Origin of the sequence: Methylobacterium variabile, from assembly GCF_001043975.1 — a bacterium.
Lineage (GTDB): Bacteria > Pseudomonadota > Alphaproteobacteria > Rhizobiales > Beijerinckiaceae > Methylobacterium > Methylobacterium variabile.
This window is the reverse complement of the sequence record NZ_LABY01000182.1, coordinates 1-18,500: the sequence shown is the minus strand read 5'-3', so window position 1 is coordinate 18,500 and position 18,500 is coordinate 1. Positions and strand designations below refer to the sequence as shown.

At 69.1% G+C, this 18,500-nt stretch carries 16 protein-coding genes; 4 read left to right on the top strand and 12 right to left on the bottom strand.

All coding sequences use genetic code 11. The features are described 5' to 3' along the window. Positions 1-3: 3 nt before the first annotated feature. The 5 genes from VQ02_RS24510 to VQ02_RS24490 form a co-directional block, all read right to left on the bottom strand. A complete protein-coding gene (locus tag VQ02_RS24510; protein ID WP_048446860.1) occupies positions 4-2,154 on the bottom strand; it encodes a TonB-dependent receptor in 2,151 nt (716 codons plus the stop codon). Between the two features lie 365 nt (positions 2,155-2,519). Further along, a complete protein-coding gene (locus VQ02_RS24505) occupies positions 2,520-2,828 on the bottom strand; it encodes an acyl-CoA dehydrogenase family protein (protein WP_280818963.1) in 309 nt (102 codons plus the stop codon). 102 nt (positions 2,829-2,930) lie between these two features. Further along, positions 2,931-4,151 (bottom strand): ABC transporter substrate-binding protein, encoded by a 1,221-nt coding sequence (locus VQ02_RS24500; protein ID WP_048446851.1) that lies wholly within the window; start codon positions 4,149-4,151, stop codon positions 2,931-2,933. A 145-nt stretch (positions 4,152-4,296) separates the two neighbouring features. Then, positions 4,297-5,505, bottom strand: coding sequence for a flavin-dependent oxidoreductase (locus VQ02_RS24495; RefSeq protein WP_048446850.1), 1,209 nt, complete (start codon positions 5,503-5,505; stop codon positions 4,297-4,299). 605 nt (positions 5,506-6,110) lie between these two features. Continuing rightward, positions 6,111-6,620, bottom strand: coding sequence for a MarR family winged helix-turn-helix transcriptional regulator (locus VQ02_RS24490; protein ID WP_157080793.1), 510 nt, complete (start codon positions 6,618-6,620; stop codon positions 6,111-6,113). 536 nt (positions 6,621-7,156) lie between these two features. On the opposite strand from VQ02_RS24490, the gene VQ02_RS24485 reads away from it, so the two are divergent. From VQ02_RS24485 to VQ02_RS24470, 4 genes are all read left to right on the top strand, one after another. Further along, a complete protein-coding gene (locus tag VQ02_RS24485) occupies positions 7,157-8,626 on the top strand; it encodes a sugar ABC transporter ATP-binding protein (RefSeq protein WP_048446849.1) in 1,470 nt (489 codons plus the stop codon). 36 nt (positions 8,627-8,662) lie between these two features. Beyond that, positions 8,663-9,670, top strand: coding sequence for an ABC transporter permease (locus VQ02_RS24480; protein ID WP_048446848.1), 1,008 nt, complete (start codon positions 8,663-8,665; stop codon positions 9,668-9,670). A 42-nt stretch (positions 9,671-9,712) separates the two neighbouring features. Next, on the top strand, positions 9,713-10,720 hold the full coding sequence (locus tag VQ02_RS24475; protein WP_245239836.1) for a substrate-binding domain-containing protein: 1,008 nt from the start codon (positions 9,713-9,715) through the stop codon (positions 10,718-10,720). 99 nt (positions 10,721-10,819) lie between these two features. Beyond that, positions 10,820-11,713 carry an amidohydrolase family protein gene (locus tag VQ02_RS24470; protein WP_048446846.1) on the top strand — a complete coding sequence of 298 codons (894 nt, stop codon included), beginning with the start codon at positions 10,820-10,822 and terminating at the stop codon, positions 11,711-11,713. 713 nt (positions 11,714-12,426) lie between these two features. Here VQ02_RS24470 and VQ02_RS24465 read toward each other — a convergent pair. From VQ02_RS24465 to VQ02_RS24435, 7 genes are all read right to left on the bottom strand, one after another. Beyond that, positions 12,427-12,750, bottom strand: a complete 324-nt coding sequence (locus tag VQ02_RS24465; RefSeq protein ID WP_245239835.1) for a Rieske (2Fe-2S) protein — start codon at positions 12,748-12,750, stop codon at positions 12,427-12,429. Beyond that, complete coding sequence (locus tag VQ02_RS24460) at positions 12,743-13,447, bottom strand: ABC transporter ATP-binding protein (RefSeq protein WP_048446844.1); 705 nt, start codon at positions 13,445-13,447, stop codon at positions 12,743-12,745. Before VQ02_RS24460 ends, VQ02_RS24465 begins: the two co-directional genes overlap by 8 nt. Beyond that, on the bottom strand, positions 13,440-14,267 hold the full coding sequence (locus VQ02_RS24455) for an ABC transporter ATP-binding protein (RefSeq protein WP_048446843.1): 828 nt from the start codon (positions 14,265-14,267) through the stop codon (positions 13,440-13,442). Before VQ02_RS24455 ends, VQ02_RS24460 begins: the two co-directional genes overlap by 8 nt. Continuing rightward, the gene (locus tag VQ02_RS24450; RefSeq protein WP_048446842.1) at positions 14,264-15,298 is read right to left on the bottom strand and encodes a branched-chain amino acid ABC transporter permease; all 1,035 of its coding nucleotides are present in this window, start codon (positions 15,296-15,298) and stop codon (positions 14,264-14,266) included. Before VQ02_RS24450 ends, VQ02_RS24455 begins: the two co-directional genes overlap by 4 nt. Continuing rightward, on the bottom strand, positions 15,295-16,167 hold the full coding sequence (locus tag VQ02_RS24445) for a branched-chain amino acid ABC transporter permease (protein ID WP_048446841.1): 873 nt from the start codon (positions 16,165-16,167) through the stop codon (positions 15,295-15,297). The genes VQ02_RS24450 and VQ02_RS24445 overlap by 4 nt, the downstream gene beginning before the upstream one ends. A gap of 69 nt (positions 16,168-16,236) precedes the next feature. After that, on the bottom strand, positions 16,237-17,385 hold the full coding sequence (locus VQ02_RS24440) for an ABC transporter substrate-binding protein (protein WP_048446840.1): 1,149 nt from the start codon (positions 17,383-17,385) through the stop codon (positions 16,237-16,239). Positions 17,386-17,431: 46 nt separating this feature from the next. Continuing rightward, on the bottom strand, positions 17,432-18,500 hold a 1,069-nt coding region (locus VQ02_RS24435), incomplete at its 5' end, for a xanthine dehydrogenase family Fe-S subunit (protein WP_048446839.1).

Sequence of the window (18,500 nt, the reverse complement as noted above, 5' to 3'; positions counted from 1 at the left end):
CGTTCACAGGTCGACCGACATCGACAGGAGATAGGTGCGGGGAGCACCCTGGAAGAACGTCCCGAACGAGGCTACGCCGGCCCAGTAGTTCGTCCCGGTCACGTTCAGCACATTCGCGCGGAACGTCGCCTTGCGCCCCGCGATCAAGGTCGTATAGCGCAGGCCGAGATCGAGACGCGCCCAGCCGGGCAGCGCCTGCGTGTTCGCGGTGTCGATGAACTGACGGCCTGTATAGATGACGGCGCCGTTCAGGGTGAGGCCCGGCATCCAGGGCAGGTCCCACTCGGCGCCGAGGTTGAGCTGCACGCGCGGCACGCCGATCGGGGTGTTGCCGACATTGGTCGCCACCGCCGTCCGGGTGAGCACGCCATCGAGCAGCGTCAGGCCGCCGAGGATCCGTGCCTGTGGCGTGATCTCGCCGTAGACGCTGAACTCGAGCCCGCTGACCCGCTGCTCGCCGGTCTGTGCGAAGCGGCGCTGCGGGCTGAGTTCTCCGATCGGCCGGGTGATCTGAAAGGCGCTGAACGTGGTGCCGAGCGTACCCCAATCGACCTTGACGCCGGCCTCGACCTGGTGGGCGACGTAGGGCGCGAGGATCTCGCCGAAGTTGCTGGCCGCGGCCGGGGCCACGTCACCGCGGCTCAGGCCCTCGATATAGTTGCCGTAGAGCGAGACGTTCTCCCACGGCCGGACCACGATGCCGACGAGCGGGCTCGTGGCGCTCTTGTCGTAGGACGAGGCCAGCGTGCCGACATTCGAGGTGTAGTTGTGCGCTTCGATACCCTGCTGGCGCACGCCGAGGGTCAGCAGGATGCGCTCTTCGAAGACCGACATCGTGTCGGCGATCGAGACGCCCGTCAGCGTGCTGTCGTAGAGCCGGGGCCGCGAGTCGATCACGGTCGGCGCGATGTAGGGCGCCAGGATCGGGTTGTAGATGTTCGACAGGTAACTGCCACGTCCGGCCGGCAGACGGCGGGCGGCATCCTCCTGGTAGAGGGAGGCCTGCACGACGAAGGCGTGGCGGACGAAGCCGGTGTCGAACCGGGCCCTTGCGCCGCCATCGACGGTGAAACGCTCAACGCCGAGGCTGTAGAATTGCGGGGTCGTGGTGGTGTCGCCGCGGATGTTGGTGATGGTCGGGGCGGACGCGAAGTAGCGCTCGACGCCGGTCAGCGAGCCGCCGATGTCGCCGAACAGCGTGACCTGATCGGTGAGGTCGTATTCCAGCTTCAGCAAGCCGCCGCGGTCGTCGACGTCAGAGTATTCCCAGGGCTGGCTCAGGTTGCGGCGGCCGTCCGGTGCCCTCGGCACGGGGACCCCGGCCTGCAGGAGGAACGGGCGCAGCGGTGCGTCGAAGCGGTCGGTCTGCGCCAGCAGATAGAGCCATGCCCGGAACCGCTCGCCCTGGTAGTCGAGGGCCAGGGCGCCAACGCCTGTCGTCTCGGACTGGCGATCGAACGGCGTGTCGCCGCCACGCAGGCTGCCGACGAAGCGCGCGCCCCACTCCCGGTTCGGGCCGTAGCGCCGGGCGACGTCGAACTGGCCGCCGCCCCGGGCTGTCGAGCCGTAGTCAAGGGTGAAGCGGGTCAGATCGTCTCCCGCGCGTTTCGGAACGATATTGATGACGCCGCCGACGCCGCCGTTGGGGGCGACGCCTGAGAGTGCCGCGGAGGGGCCCTTCAGAACCTCGATGCGCTCGGCGTAGTCGGTGAAGACGCGGAAGCTCGGGGCGACGCCGTAGACCCCGTCGAAGGCGAATTCGCCGCTGGTGTTCTCGTTGATGGGGAAACCACGGATGTAGAACGAATCGAACGGCGCACCCGTTGTCTGCGTCGCGCGCACCGAGGGATCGAGGGCGAGTGCCTCGGACGCCGTCAGAGCCTGGCGGTCGCGGATGAACTTCTCGGTGTAGCTGCTGACGCTGAAGGGGGATTTCTTCGTCTCGGTGTTGCCGAGCAGGCCGAGCCGTCCGCCCTGGGCGACCTGACCGCCGGCATAAGCCGGCACGAGACCGGGCGGTGCGGCCGCGCCCGCAACCGAGATCTCGTCGAGCTGGATCTCAGCTCCCGGTGCAGCATCTTGTGCGCGGGCGGCCGTGCCAAAATCCACGAGCCAGATGCCGGCAAAGACGATCGCCGCACAAGGAGCGCGCATGGGTGCATATTGCATCTGGAGCATGATGCTATGTTCAGCCTGTAGGAGTATGGCTTAGATTTTTTGAGTCAATCTAAGTTACTCAACCTTTGGTCTCTGCGGATCCCACAAATAGCAAGGGAGTGCAATCCTTAAATTCTCATTCCAGTTGCATAATATCTGTAATTATTAAAAAGGCAGATTATATTAGTTTGAGAATAAAATCGAATGCCCTCGCATTGTGCGTGGTTTTCAAAGCAACAAGTCGTTCCGTGGCGATCCCATGGCACAGTCTCGTCATGCGGCAAAACATTTGGTTTCGAGTTAACGAGGGATTCGATCACGAGCACGTCCGACCAAACGGACAAGTCCCTTAACGCGCCGTTTCATCGAGCGAGAACTTGCGGTGCCCGGGCAGCGTCGGCTCGAATTCGCGTCTGCGGAAGCCGGAAACTATACCCTCGATCGGAGAGCAGCTTTCGGCCGAGGAGGTCCGCGGCCTGGCTGCCCTTGATGCCCTCGTGGATCGGGTTCAGCCGACTGTCGCGGTAGAGCTGCTCGACGTCGAAATCTCGCGTGTGGCCATGGCTGCCGTGGACCTGAATGGCGTGGTGCAGCGCCGCCAACCCCTGATCGGTGGGCCATGACTTCACGACAGGGGTGAGGAGGCCGAGAGCGAGGCCGCCTCGTCGGATCCGCTTCGGGCGATGTCGGACAGCCCCTTCTACCTTGAACCGGATCGAGCGGTGCTGTCAGACGCTCCCGGCCGATGCCACGCGGCGGGAGGCGCCGTCAGATCACCTGACGAGCGGGCAGCCGCCTTCCGCCAGCGGCCTGAAGGCCTCGGCCGTCGGGACCGTCTGCAGGAGCTTGTAGTAGTCCCAGCGTCCCTTGCTCTCCGAGGGCGCCTTGACTTGGAACAGGTAGAGGGGGTGGATCGCGCGACCGTCCGCCCGCACCTCGATCTCCTGGAAGAGCGGATCCTTGAAGCGGCCGCGGGCCTTCATCGCCGGGATCACCGTCGCGGCCTCGTCGGCGCCGGTCTCGGCCACCGCCTCGAGGTAGGCGCGGGTCGCCGAGTAGACGCCGGCCTGGTTGGCGCTGGGATAAGTGCCGCCCATGCGATCGGCGAAGCGCTTCGCGAAGGCGCGCGTCTCGTCGGTCAGATCCCAGTAGAACGACTCGGTCAAGAGAAGATTCTTCGCGACCGGCAAGCCGATCGCGTCGATGTCGTTGATGAAGGCGAGGAAGGCGACCAGATCCTGGTTCTCGGAGATGCCGAACTCGGCCGCCTGCTTGACGGCCGTGATCGTGTCGGCCCCGGAATTGGCGAGCGCGACGACTTTGGCGCCCGAGCTCTGCGCCCGCAGGAGGAGCGCCGAGAAGTCCGCCGTGGCCATGGGATGCTGGGCGCTCCCGAGCACCCGGGCACCCGCCGCCTTGAGGAAGCGCGCCGCATCGGCCTCGATCGCCTGTCCGAGGGCGAAGTGCACGGTGAGGAAGTACCAGCTCGCGGCCCCCCGCTTCAGCATGGTGGAGGTCAGCGCGTGCGCGGTCGCCCAGGTATCGTTGACCCACTGGATCGTGTTCGGCGAGCAGAACTTCCCCGTCAGGTCGGATGACGCCGTCGAGGAGGCCAGGAAGGTCAGCCGCGTGCCGCGCGCGATGGCGTTGACGGCAAGCCCGACCGCCGAGTTCGGCACGTCGACCACGGCGTCGACCCCGTCGACATCGATCCAGCGGCGCACCAGGGCGGAGCCGACATCCGGCTTGTTCTGGTGGTCGGCCCGGACGATCTCGACCTTGATCCCCTTCCCCCCGCCGGCGAAGTCCTCCGCGGCCATGCGGGCGGCGACGACCGAGCCTTCCCCGGTCACGTCCCGGAACATGCCGGAGGCGTCGTTGAGGACGCCGATCCGCACCACGCCACCGGAGATCTCGGCCCGCGCCGGGGTCGAGGCGAGACCGAGCGCGAGGATGAGGGACGCAAGCACCTGTCCGCCCGTGAAGATCCGCATGGAGGTCCTGCCCGTTGCTGGAGTTCGTCGTCGTTCGAGCGCGTCACCGCGCCGGACCTCTGCGCCGGCCTTCGCGCGCAGGCCCTGCCGATGCGGACCGCGCATCGGCGGCTGGTCGGGCTCGACGCCCGCCGGGAGGGTCGGCTCAGGCCGTCCGCTTCTCGAACCCCGCGACCTGGCGGTAGCGCGCGGCCACCTCCTCCAGTTCGTCGGCGGAGATCAGATCCTCGATGCGGTCGTCGGGACCGGTGACCCGGGCCGCCGCGATGTCGAGGACGCGCTCGGGCCCGGACAGGCGATTGGATTGCACGACGCTGGTCGTCGCGGGGCGTCGGACCGCCTCGTAGGCGGCCAGGCCCTCGGGCCCGGGATGCGCCGCCAGGCAGTCGGCGAGCGCGCGTGCGTCGAGGATGGCCTGCGACGCGCCGTTCGCGCCGATCGGATACATGGGGTGGGCGGCGTCGCCCAGGAGCGTGATCCGTCCCTGCGTCCACCAGGGCAGCGGGTCGCGGTCGATCATCGGGTACTGCGTGATGCGCTGCGTATCCCTGATGAGGGCCGGAACGTCGATGTCCGGCATCCGGAACCCCTCGAAGGCGGCGACGACGTCGCGACCGCCCTCCCGCGTCCAGTCGGCCTCGTCGGCCGCGCGCGGCTGGTCATGCCGCACCTCGGCCACCCAGTTGACGAGGGCCTTTCCCTCGCGCGCCGCCCGGGCGCTGATCGGGTAGCAGACGAACTTCACGTCGTGGTCGCCCGCGATGAACATCGTTCGCCCGTCGGCGAAGGGCGCCTGCAGGTTGGCGCCGCGCCACATCATCGTGCCCTCGTAATGCGCCGGCCCCTCGTCCGGGTGGAGGTGCCGGCGCACCCGGGAGCGGAAGCCGTCCGCGCCGATCAGAAGGTCGCTGCGGAGCGCCGTTCCGTCGGCGAAGCCGATCTGCACGCCGTGCGCGTCCTGGTCGAGGGTGGAGACCGCCTTGCCGGCTGCGACCGCGTCCGGTCCGAGGCGCTCGCGGACGGCATCGAGCAGCAGGAACTGCAATTCGCCCCGGTGCACGGAGTATTGCGGGTAGGCGAAGCCGGCCTCGACGCAGCGCAGGTCCGACTGGATGAGATGGCCGAAGCGCGTGCGGTACTCGATGGCCCGCGTGCGGATGGCCATCGCGTCGAGCGCCGCGCCGAGGCCGAGGTCGTGCAGGACGCCGGCCCCGTGCGGCATGACGTTGATGCCGACGCCGAGGGGCTGCAGCGTCTCCACGGCCTCGAAGACGCGAACCCCGAAGCCTCTCTCGTGCAGGCACAGGGCGGCCGCGAGCCCCCCGATCCCGGCACCCGCGATGGCGATCTCCATCTGCCCGTTCTCCTTCGAACCCGTCAGAGGCCTTGCCTCGTGGAAGCGCGACGTGGTGAGGCGGCTCGCCCGCCTGCGGCACGCGCCTCGGCGGGCAGGCGGTCGATCTCGTCCGGCGCGGATCAGGCCTTCGCCCGGACCGCCGGCGCCGGCAGGCGCTCGCTCAGGCCGCCGCTGGCCAGGGTGCGACGCTTGTCGCCGCTTCGCCGGATCGCGGGCCGGCGCGAGGGCCCGCGGGAAGAGTGTCACGGCGGTCAGCGCGGGCGGCAGCGAGGGGAAAGAGTGTCCTGTCCGACGCGCCGCATCCGGCAGGACGCCGAGCAGGACGGTGCGTGCCTTCATCATGCCGACGACGGGCGCTCCCCATCGCCGGCGGCCCGGACGCGGCAGGCGCCTCGGCGTCGGCGTTGCTTGCAGACACAGCTTCCTCCCAGGCTGATCTTCTTTACAACTTACGATTTACGCAACAAGACAACGGATAAGGACCGGAAGGGCAACGCCGGTCTCCGACGGCACGAGCCCTCCCGACCGCGGCAGGGCGCGCCCACGCGGACGCTCCGGACCGCTGCCAATGACAGGATCGTAAGGTTGCCTGACGGATTTCGTCAAGCGTCCTGACTATCGGCCGCGTGCTTGAGTGTGTCGAATTTCGCGCCGTAGGCCATCAGCCCGTTCGCGATCTCGCTCATGGTCTTCGGGCCGAGTTCGGCCCGCATCTCGTTCTCCGCCGCATCGACGGCGGCCCGGAAGGCGTCGAGCCAGGCCAATCCTGCCGCCGTGAAGACGATCAGCCGGGCGCGGCGATCGTCGGGATCGATGGTCCGGCGAACCAGCCCGAAGGCCGCGCACTGGTCGACGAGTTCGCCCATCGCCTGCTTGCTCATCGAGGCACGCCGGGCGAGCTCGGTCAGGCGCGTGCCCTCGATGTCGAGGTTGCGGGTCAGGTTCACGTGGGCGATCCGCGTCTCGGCGTGGCCGCTCGCCGCCATGAGGTCGAGGACGCGTGCCTCGAAGCGTCGGACCGCATTGTTGAGAAGGCGGCCGATATTGGCATGCCGCCACGCCGCGGGGCGGCGGGCACTCGGGATGTCAGGACCGGTCACGAGTGCGCGCACCTCTTCGTCCCGGGCCGGACTGAGCCGGCGAGCGGGGTGCGGATGTGTATCGCCTCCAAGGGCGAGCGTCACGACTCCTGACAGGGACGGGTCGCGCGTGCCGTCCTCACAGCTCGTCCCACTCCGCGCCCCGCCTGTCCTGAAGGAATGGCAGTGAACTGGATGCGGACCGGCCATTCCGGGGGACCGTCAGGCGGACGTCACACACCAGTTGACCGCCACGGAAGCCCCGACCGGCATCACAATGCCGCTGAGGGCATTCTCGGCAGCCGGGCTCGCGGGTCCTTCTGGGGTCTGCTTGCAGCCTGTGCCTCCGCCGACGTGGCAGGCACCGCCGAGCCCAAACCGACCCGGTGGAGATGAATCCATTTCATCGATCGTTGCGCAAAATGCGTTTGCACGATTGTCTTTCCAGGGCAATTCCTACCGGAAGGGAAGCGAGATAACTCGCTCCGAAACTTCGGGAGAAACGCCATGACCCTGGCATCGAAGCAGGGAAGGGCGAGAAGTGCTCGCGGCCGGATCGGGGCTGCGCGATGACGACGTCCGCCTTCCTCCTGGAGGCGACCGGGATACGCAAGAGCTTCGGGGCCACGTCCGTCCTGCGCGGCGTCGACCTCAGGATCGCGCCGGGTGAAATTCACGCGTTGCTGGGTGGTAACGGCGCGGGCAAGTCGACGCTGATCCGCATTGCCTCGGGATCGCTGCGTCGTGATGCCGGCTCGCTATCGATCCTCGACGACGGGCCTCACCCGATCGCGGTGGTCTTCCAGGAACTCGCTCTGCTGCCGCACCTCTCTGTTGCAGAGAACATCTACCTTCCGCGCCTTCGCCAAGGCTTCGTGCCCGTGCGGGCGGCTGACCGCCGGAAGGAGGCAAGGGCCGCTCTCGCCCAGATCGACGAGCGGCTTGCCCGCGAGGCGCTCGACCGCCCCGTTGCCGAGATCGACCTGCACGAACGTCAGCTGATCGAGATCGCCCGGGCGCTCGGATCGGGTGCGCGGCTGCTCTTCCTCGACGAGCCGACCGCCAACCTGACCTTCGCCGAGAGCGAGCGGCTGTTCGCCATCCTGCGCCGCCTCGCCGGGCAGGGCATCAGCACCTTGCTCGTCTCCCACCGCATGAAGGAGATCCGTGCGGTCGCGGATGTGTGCACCATCCTGCGCGACGGCCGAACCGTCGTCGATCGGCAACCGCTCGCCACCCTCGACGATGCGAGCATCGTCGAGGCGATGGGACAGAAGGCGGCCTCGCGGGCGGCGCCAGGACCGTCCACTCCCTGCTCGGCCGGCAGCCGCCCCGGGGCCGGCACGACTGTCGGCATCGAGGGGCAGGGCCTGTCGCTGACGCTCGAACCCGGGACCATCCTCGGTCTGGCCGGTGCGCCCGCCGGTCCTGGGCAACTCATCGATGCGCTCGTCGGCGCCGCCCCGGACAGCGACTGGAACGTCACGATGAACGGCGCTGCCGCGGACCTGCGCAGCCCGGCCCGCGCCGTGCGGCAGGGCATCGGCTACGTCTCGGGTGATCGCGCCGAGAAGGGCCTGCTCACCACCCTTCCGATCCTCGATAACGTCGTGGCGGCGACCAGGGTCGCGACTCGGCGCTGGCTCGCCCGCCGGCCCGAGGCGACGGTGGCCGGCGATGCGCTGGCGCGCCTCGCCATCAAGGCGAACTCGGTCGACGACTCGCCGCTGACCTTGAGCGGCGGCACGCAGCAGAAGCTGCTCCTCGCGCGCTGGCTCGAGATCCCGCCCCGGGTCCTCGTCCTCGAGGAGCCGACCCGCGGCGTCGATATCGGCACCAAGCGCGAGATCTACGCCCTCATCCGCGAGATGGCGGTCCTCGGCACGGTCGTCGTGTGGTGGTCGACGGAATTTCCGGAACTCATCGAGATCTGCGATCGGGTCATCGCTTTCGACCTGCGCGGCGAGGTGAGCGGCGTCATCGCCGGAGCACAGGTCAACGAGGTCGCCCTGGCCCGGGCGACCGGCATGGCGGCCTGAGGCCGCTCCCCCTTCGCTACAAGCGAGGACGATTCCATGACAGACACCATCGCGGGCGCGCCGGTGCAGGCCCCGCCCGTCCGCCCCCGCCGCGCCGGAGCCGGCACGCGCCTGCTGCGCGTCTACCGCACCGAGATCGCGATCGCGGCAGCGATCGTGCTGATCGAGCTTGTGGTCAGCTTGTGGTCGCCGCAGGCGCTCTCGTTCGGCAACCTCGCCAACGTCGCCCAGGCCTCGGCGCCGCTGATCCTCGTCTCGCTCGGCGTCTTCCTGGTCATCGCCACGAGCGGCATCGACCTCTCGGTCGGCTCGACCTTCTCCCTGACCGGCATGGTGGCCGGGCTCGGTCTGTCGGCCGGCTTGTCCTGGCCGGTCGCCTGTCTCGCCAGCCTCGGCGTCGGGATCGGCGTCGGCGCGATCAACGGTGCCCTTGTCACGTTCGTCGGGCTCGCCCCCTTCGTGGTGACGCTCGTCACCTTCGCGGTGGGCGCCAGCCTCGCCTTCGTGGTAACCGACGGCCACTCGATCGCCATCCTCGATCCGGACTTCTGGCGGCTCAACGGCGGCACCCTGGTGCCGGGCGTCGTCAACTACGTCCTGTTCTGCATCGCCGGGGTCGCGCTCCTCGAATTCGCCCTTCGCAAGCTCGTCCTCGGCCGCTGGGTCTACGCGATCGGCAGCAACGCCAAGGCCGCGCGGCTGCTCGGCATCCCGGTCGATGCGGTGCGCTTCGGCGTCTACGTGGCGTCAGGCCTCTTTGCCTCTTTCTCCAGCCTCATGAGCCTCTCCTACATCAGCAACTCGGAGGCGACCTCGGGCGCCAACCTGATGCTCCAGGCCATCGCCGCTTGCGTGATCGGCGGAGCGAGTCTGTTCGGGGGCACGGGCTCGGCGATCGGCGCGATGCTTGGCGCCGTGATGATCACGGTCATCCAGAACGGTGTGAACCTGATCGGCATCAACAGCTTCTGGCAGGGCTCCGTCACCGGCCTCGTCATCCTCGTCGCAGTGCTCATCGACCGCTTCACCAAGGCGCGCGCCTGACCGGCGCGAAGAAGACGCCCCCATCCCCCGGAGGACACCCCCATGACGCCCTTTTCCATGACACCTTCACCCCTGCGCGGCCTCGCGCTCGCCACGGCCCTCGCCCTCGCGGCCGCCGCCCCGGCCGCCGCCGAGACGAAGCCGGGCAAGAAATTCACCGTCGCCTACATCGCCCCGTCCCTCGACATCTCGTACTGGCAGTGGGTCGCCTACGGCGCGAAGACCAAGGCGAAGGAGCTCGGGATCGACTACATCGAGCTCGACTCGCACAACTCGCCCGTCGACCAGATGACCAACGTGCGCACGGCGCTCACCCGCGGCGTCGACGCCATAGTGATGGGACCGGTGAGCTCGGCCAGCACCCCGCCGGTGCTGCGCCTCCTCAAGGACAAGAACATCCCGGTGGCGTTCACCGGGATCGGCCCGCAGCCGGGCGAGACCGACTACACCTCCACGGTGACGGCCAACAACTACGAGGCTGGCCGGGAGGAGGGGAAGTTCGTCTGTGGCCTGGCCAAGGAGCGCGGCGGCAACAAGGTCGGCATGCTCTCGCTGCCGCAGGATCGCGAGAACGCCCAGAAATACCTCAAGGGCGCCAAGGAGGCCTTCGCGGCCGAAGGCTGCGACCTCGTGCAGGTGCTGCAGACCAAGGGGCTGACGGTGCGCGAGGCGGTCGATCAGACGAACGACCTGCTCACCCGCAATCCCGACGTGAAGGCGATCTACGGCATGTACGACGAGGCGGCCACCGGCGCCGCCAAGGCGCTGCAGACCCAGGGGCTGGTCGGCAAGGTCGGCGTCGCGACCGCTGACGGAAGCCCGACCACGGTGCGCCTGCTGCGCGAAGGGGTGATCCAGGGCCTGTTCCTGCAGGAGGCGGGCGGTCAGGGCATCGAGGCGGTGCAGCAGGTCTACAACGCGCTGACCGGCGCGCCGGTGACGAAGGAACTGCCCCTGCCCGAGCCGCTGGTGACCGCCAAGGACATCGACAGTCCCGAGGCGCAGGCCAAGCTCAAGCGCGTCTACCCGCCCTCGGCCGGCCAGTACTGAGCGTGACAACCGGGACCGGGCGCCGTCCGGTCCCGCCCCTCGACACGAGTTCCGCCCGCCCGCGACCCATCCGGGCAGGCCTGCGATGGACGCCAGCCCATGGACGACTTCCCGATCATCGATCCTCACCACCACCTCTGGGATCTCGACAAGCACTACTATCCCTGGCTGACCGACGGCCCGAAGCCGATCGTCTTCGGCGATTACAGCCCGATCATCCGCAACTACCGGATCGAGGATTACCTCGCGGATGCGCGCAACCAGAACGTCGTGAAGTCGGTCCACCTCGATGTCGGCTTCGACCCGCGCGATCCGGTGGGCGAGACGCGCTGGCTGCAGCAGGTCGCCGATGCGCACGGCTTTCCCCACGGCATCGTCGGCTACGCCGACCTCGCCGCGCCCGACGTGCGGGACGTGCTGGAGGGCCACCGCACCTTCCCGAACTTTCGCGGCATCCGCCAGTCGCTCAACTACCATCCCGATCCGGTGAAGACCTATCTGGACCGGCCCGGCGTGAGCCGCGAGCCGGCGTGGCGGCGCGGCTTTAAGCTCCTGCGCGACCTCGAGCTGTCCTTCGACCTGCAACTCTACTACCCGCAGATGGAGGAGGCCTACGATCTCGCCCGCGCGTTCCCGGACACCCAGATCATCCTCAACCATACCGGGATGCAGGTCGACGGGATGGAGCATTTCGACGCCTGGAAGGCGGGGATGCACCGCCTCGCCGCGGCGCCGAACGTCGCCTGCAAGATCTCGGGGCTCGGCATGGGCGACTGGACCTGGACGACCGACAGCATCAAGCCCTACGTGCTCGAGGCGATCGCCGCCTTCGGAGTCGATCGCTGCATGTTCGCCAGCAACTTCCCGGTCGACAAGCTGTTCTCGAGCTACGACCGAATCTTCGACGCCTTCAAGGCGATCACCGTCGACTTCCCGACCGGCGACAAGCGCAAGCTCTTTCATGACAATGCAGAGCAGTTTTATCGTCTGTGATGGAAACAGGGAGCAGTTTCATGTCTCTCGTGGAACGGCAGCTGAGGCGCTGCGCCCGCGCGCTGGCTGATCTCCCTTGACCTGGTCCGTTGCCGCTGCCACTCGGATGCAGCGATCGAGGTGCCGGCGGCCAAACGGCGCCTGGCATCTCTCCACCGTGCGGTTCACTGGCGTCGACCAGCCCGGCATTTGCCGATCCCATCCCTCCGGTGACCTTCGATTACCTTCTCGGCCCCGCGGCTGATGCGAGCCAAGCGGGACGGTGGAGAAGGCCTCCTCTGTATTCAACGACGGGGAGCCGCTCGGAGCGAGCAGCGTGACCTCCGACACCTCGGTGTTGCTCTGCGCCTGATCCGACGACCGCTCTCCAGCCTGCCGGAATGCATCCCGCTCGTGAAGCCGCAGGAGATAGCGAGCGGCACGTCGGCGCTCGTGTCTGGTCAATGGACCAGGGTCTGTTGTCACCTGATCCAGAGCAGGGCGGCACCGATGCAAACGACGCCCATGACGCTGACGGCCGTCTTGTCGTAGCGGGTCGCGATGGCACGCCACTCGTCGAGGCAGGCCCGGAGCCTCTCGACAATGGTGCGGTTGTTGTCGATCCAGGCCGGACAGGCGGTCGGAGCCTCGTTGCTCTGGGTCGGGATCGCTGATCGCGTCCCGGCAGTTCGTGCGCCTGGCCCGGCGCGAGGTGGAAGCCGACGGGACGGCCCCTACGTCAGCATGATCCAGAGTCCGTCGGATGCGATCTCGACGGGATACAGGCGGAGGGCGCGGAAGGACCAGCCCAGCGAGACCGATCCATCCTCAAGGTCGAACGAGGCGAGGTGGCGCGGGCAACGAAGCCGTCCGCCGACACATTGGCCGTGGGACAGATCGGCGCCCTCGTGCGGGCAGGCCCGCTCGGCGGCGACGATCCGCCCGGCATCCCGCACGAGGAGCAGGGGCTGCCCGCCCGCGACGACCGGCAGCAGGGTCCGGCCGCCCAGGAGATCCGCCGGGCCGAGGCGGATCCGCGCCCGTCGCCCCTCAGCCACCCAGATAGGCTTCCCGCACATGAGGGTCGGCGATGAGGGCCTCTCCCGTCCCGGCGAGCACGATGCGGCCCGTCTCAAGCAGGTAGGCGTAGTCGCAGAGTTCGAGGGCTGCGAAGGCGTTCTGCTCGACGAGCAGGACGGTGGTGCCGGCGTCGCAGATCGCCCGGATCACCGCGAACATCCGCTCGACGATGTTGGGGGCGAGCCCGAGGGAGGGCTCGTCGAAGAGCACGAGCTTCGGGCGGGCCATCAGCGCGCGGCCGATCGCCAGCATCTGCTGCTCGCCGCCCGACAGCGTTCCGGCGGCCTGGCCGCGGCGCTCGGCGAGCCGCGGGAACTCCCCGTAGATCCGCGCCTGATCCGCCGCGATGCCCGCCCGGTCACGGCGCAGATACGCGCCCATGGCGAGGTTCTCGGCCACGCTCATCTGCGGGAAGACGCGCCGACCCTCCGGGCAGTGGGCGATGCCCTCGGCCAGGATGCGGCGGGGCTCCGCGCCCGCGATGTCGCGGCCCTCGAACCGGATCGTGCCGGAGCGCGCCGGGACGAGGCCGGAGATCGCCCGGAGCGTGGTGGACTTGCCAGCCCCGTTCGCCCCGACCAGCGCGACGAGCTGGCCGGCGCGGACGTCGATCGTGAGACCTTTCAGGGCGGTGACGTGGCCGTAGCCGCAGACGAGATCGCGGATCTCAAGCATGGGCCGCCTCCCGAACCTCCGCGGCGGCGCGCCGTGCGGCGCTGCCCTGGCCGAGATAGGCCTCGATCACCGCCGGATCGCTGCGGATCGCCTCCGGTGGTCCCTCGGCGATCAGGCGGCCGTAGTTCAGCACGACGATGCGGTCGGAGACCTCCATCACCATCGGCATGTCGTGCTCGACGAGCAGGATCGTGATGCCGCGCTCGCGGATCTGGCGGATCAGGCGCACGAAGACGCGCGTCTCCGAGGCGTTCATGCCCGAGACCGGCTCGTCGAGGAGAAGCATGGCGGGCTCGGTGGCGAGCGCCAGCGCGACGCCGACGAGACGCTGCTCGCCGTAGGCGAGCGAACCGGCCTTCTCCTGCGCCCGGCCGCCGAGGCCGGTCCAGTCGAGCAGGGCGGCGGCGCGCGCCCGCAGGGCCCGCTCGCTCGCGCCGGCGCGGCCGAGCAGAGCGTCGAGCAGCGGCGTCCGGCTCGTGCCGGCTGCCCCGGAGGCGCCCCGGCGGTGCAGGCCGATCATCACGTTGTCGAACACCGTATCGTCCGGGAAGACGCTGGTGCGCTGGAAGGTGCGGGCGAGACCCAACCGCGTGATCTCGTGCGGCTGGAGCCCCTTCAGGCCCGTGCCGCGGAAGCGGACCTCGCCCTGGCTGGGCTTGAGGAAGCCCGTCATCACGTTGAAGGCGGTGGTTTTGCCGGCCCCGTTCGGGCCGATCAGGCTGACGATCTCGCCCGCGTGCACGTCGAAGTGCAGGTCGGCGATGGCGACGAGGCCGCCGAAGCGCACGCCGACGTGATCGACCGAGAGGATCGGGCTCATCGCTGCACCTCCGGGCTGGCTTCGAGGACGGGCACGGCCCGGGCGGACCGGCGGGCGAGGAGGGCGGCGAGCCCCGGCACGATGCCTCGCGGCATCACGAACAGGATCACGATCAGCACGAGCCCGTAAACGATCCACTGGGCTTCCGGCGCCATCACGGGACGAAGCGCCACCGGCAGAAGGCCGAAGATCAGGCCGCCAATCACCGGCCCCATCAGCGTGCCCTTGCCGCCCGCCACCACCATGATGACCATGCTGACGGTGGTGGAGAACAGGAACACGTCGGGATCGATGATGCGCAGGTAATGCGCGTAGAGGCTGCCGGCCGCGCCGGCCATCGCGGCCGAGATCACCGCCGCGACGGTGAGCGTGCGGGTGGCGTTGATGCCCACCGACAGCGCGAGCGACTCGTTCTCCTTCAGCCCGCGCATCGCCCGGCCGAAGCGCGAGCCGACGAGGGACGCGACGACGAGCCAGCACAGCGTGCCGACACCGAGGACGAGGTAGTAGTTCTGCAGCTTCGTCCGCAGCGTCCAGGTGCCGAGGCCGGGCAGGCCGAGCGTGATGGCCGGGATGTTGGTGAGCGCGAGCGGCCCCTGGGTCAGCTCGACCCAGTTGAGGGCGACGAGCCGCACCACCTCGGCGAAGGAGATCGTCACGAGCACGAAATAGGCGCCGCGCACCCGGAAGGAGAGCCGGCCGATCAGGTAGCCGCTCAGGCCCGCCGCCACGACCGCCAGCAGGAAGCCGACCGCGGCCGGCCAGGGCTCGTGCACCACGCGGTAGCCGAAGCCGATCTCCACGTCGAAGCCGAGGCTGGTGAGCGCGCTCACGTAGGCGCCGATGCCGAAGAAGGCGATGTGGCCGAGGCTGAGCTGCCCGGTGAAGCCGAGGAGCAGGTTCAGGCTCATGGCGCCGATGGTCAGGATGCCGGTGACGATCAGCGCGTTGAGCAGGTAGGGATTGGTGCCCAGGGCCAGCGGAAGGGCGGCGAGCGCCGCGAGGAGCGCGAAGGGGAGGAGTCGGCTCATCCGACGCGCTCCGCCTTGGCGAACAGGCCGGTCGGCTTGTAGAGCAGCACCGCGATGATGATCAGGAAGCCCATCGCGTCCCGGTAGCCGGAGGAGATGTAGCCGGCCCCGAGTTCTTCGGCGAGCGCCAGGATGAAGCCGCCGATCGCCGCCCCCGTGACGTTGCCGAGGCCTCCGAGGATCACGATGGCGAAGGCCTTCAGCTCGGCCAGCCCCCCCATCTGCGGATGGACGACGTAGACCGGCCCGAGCAGCGCGCCGGCCGCGGCGGCCAGCGCCGAGCCCATCGCGAAGGTCGCGGTGTAGATGACCCGCACGTTGACGCCCATCAGCGCCGCGGTGTCGGAATCCTGGAAGGCGGCGCGCATGGCGAGGCCGAGCTTCGTCCGGTTGATCAGCGCGTAGGTGAGCCCGATCAGCAGGAGGGCAGCGCCGAGCACGAACAGGCGCAGCCATGAGACGGAGGCCGGGCCGATCTGCAGCGGCGCCTCGGGAAACGGCGAGGGAACCGCCTTGGCGACGCCGCCGAAGATCCAGAGCGTGCCCGATTGCAGAACGATGCCGGCGCCGATCATCACCAGCATGGTGGTGTCGATGTCCTGTCCCCTGAGCGGTCGGAGCAGCACGACCTCGATCAGCGCCCCGAGCAGGAGTCCCCCGAGGATCGCGACCGGCAGCGCCAAGAAGAGATCGAGCCCGAGCGCCGCCACCGCGAGGTAGGTGAGATAGGCTCCGACCGTGTAGAGGGCGCCGTGCGTGAAGTTCACGACGTTCATGATGCCGAAGATCAGCGTCAGGCCGATCCCGAGGAGCGCGTAGGTGCCCCCAAGGATCAGCGTGTTCACGAGGTGCTGGATCAATTGCTCCATGGGCGGTCCTCCCGATGGCGACCGTGCGATGGGTGTGCCGGGCCGGCTCAGGGGGCCGGCCGGGCTGCGTCAGAGCGTCGGCACGACGACGCGGCCGTCCTTGATCTCGATGAGGTAGACGTCGGGCTTGCTCTGGCCGCTCTCCTTGCCGGCGGGGCCGGACTTGGCGAAGCGGATCGGGCCGTTCAGCCCCGTGAAGTCCACCGACCAGAAGGCCTTGGTGATCGCGGCGGGCTCGGCCTTGCCGGCCTTCTCGATGGCGTGCGCGATCGCCCGGATGCCGTCGTAGCCGCGGAAGCTCTCGGTGACGCCCGCGAACTGGAAGCCGCGCTTCTTCCACTCCGCGATGAAGGTCTCGGTCGCCTTCGGGTCCGGGGTCTTCTCGGGGAGCCAGGGGAGGAAGGTGGTCAGGTGCATCGTGCCGTCGGCGGCAGAGCCCGCCTGTGCGATGATCTGGTCGGGGTTCTGGGAGCCGCCGGTGGTGATCACGCGCTTCTTGAGCCCGAGGGCCGACATCTGCTTGAACAGCAGCACGAGCTGGTCGACGGCGCTCGTGATCATGATCGTATCGCTGTCGGACCCTTTGAGCTTGGCGAGCTGGGCGCTCATGTCCTGCGCGCCCTGATCCATGATCTCGGTCAGACCGATCTGGACGCCCTTCTCCTTCAGCATCTTGCCGAAATCGGTTGCGGCGCCGCGACCGAAATCGTTGTTGAGCACCAGAAAGTCGACCTTCTTCATCCCGAGCTTCGAGACCATCGGCGCGAAGGTCTCGGCCTCGAGCGCCGAGGGCGGCGAGATGCGGAAGACGAAGGGATTGCCCGACGTGGTGATCTTGCCGGACGAGGAGGTCTCGACCAGCATCGGCACCTCGTAGTCCATGAGCTTGGGCATCACCGCGAGCGTCAGGCTCGAGCCCCAGGCGCCCATCAGCACCGGGGTCTTGTCGCTGGTGATCAGCTTCTCGGCGACTGCGGCGGCCTCGGTCGGGTTGCTCTTGTTGTCCTCGACCACGAGTTCGAGCTTCTTGCCCAGCACCCCGCCCCGCGCATTGATCTCGTCGGCGGCGATCCTGGCGCCGTTCACCACGTAGGTGCCCGAGGCCGCGAAGGCCCCGGTCAGCGGCTCGTTGACGCCGATGCGGATCGTGTCCGCCCGCGCCCCCGTGGTGGCGAGCGCCAGCAGGATCGCGGTGGTGAGGGTGAACCGGCCGGGCATTCTCGTGTCTCCTGTGGGGCGCAAGCGGGGATGGTGTGGGGTGAGGTCAGGCGCGGCCGCGCCACGCCGCGAGGCGGGCGCGGACGAGGGCGACGAGCAGGCGGAGGGGGTTGAGGCCGGCGGGCGGCGGAGCGGCGGCGCCCGAGAGGCGGGCGTCGAGGTTGCGGGCGAAATCCGCCGTGATGCGGCCGGCGAGGTCGCGCACGAGGCCGGGGCGGCCGAACTGCGCGAGCGGCCCGGTGAGGGTGTAGCCGACGTCGAGCACGACCCGGGCGGTGCCGGGAGATTCGCCCGAGCCGACGCGGTAGCGGATCTCGCCCTCCGTCGCCGAGCGCCCGCCCGCATCGGCGCCGGCGCCACGCACCGCGCCGCTCAAGGTCGCCGGGTCGTGCGCGATGCGGGCGCGGCCCCGGAAGGTCGCCCCGATCGGGCCGATCCGAACCTGAAGCCCGCCCTCGACCGTGTCGGGATCCGGGCGGCCGGTGAGGACGGCGCCCGGCAGGCAGGCGGCCACCGCCTCGACGTCACTGAGCAGCGCGAAGACGGCCTCCGGCGGGTGGGAGAGGTCGATCGTCTGGGTGAAGCTGTGGGCCGGCGTGAAGGCAGCGCCGAGATCGGCGACGGTCGTGGTCGCGATGGGGGCCGCCCCTGGGACGATCCGGGCTTGCGCGGTGCCGAGCGGCACAGGCGCCTCGCCGAGCCGCGCGCCGACCGGCCCGAGGGCGCGCTCCGCTCCGCTTTCCGGCCCGATGCCGCGGGCGCGCCGCTCCGCGATCACGCTCATCACCGCCCGCACGATGCCGGCATAGCCGGTGCAGCGGCAGAGATTGCCCGAGAGGCCGACGCGGATCCGCCGCTCATCCGCGTCGGGCAGCCGCAGCACGAGGTCGCGCGCGGCGATCAGCATGCCGGGCGTGCAGTAGCCGCACTGGAGCGCGTGCTCGCGGTTGAAGGCCACGCGCAGCTCGGCGGCGACCGCGTCGCCGTCCAGGCCCTCGACCGTGGTGATCGCGGCGCCCGGGCAGGCGCCCGCGAAGGTGAGGCAGGCCCGGGCCGGCTCGCCGTCGAGGAGCACCGTGCAGGCCCCGCATACGCCGTGCTCGCAGCCGAGATGC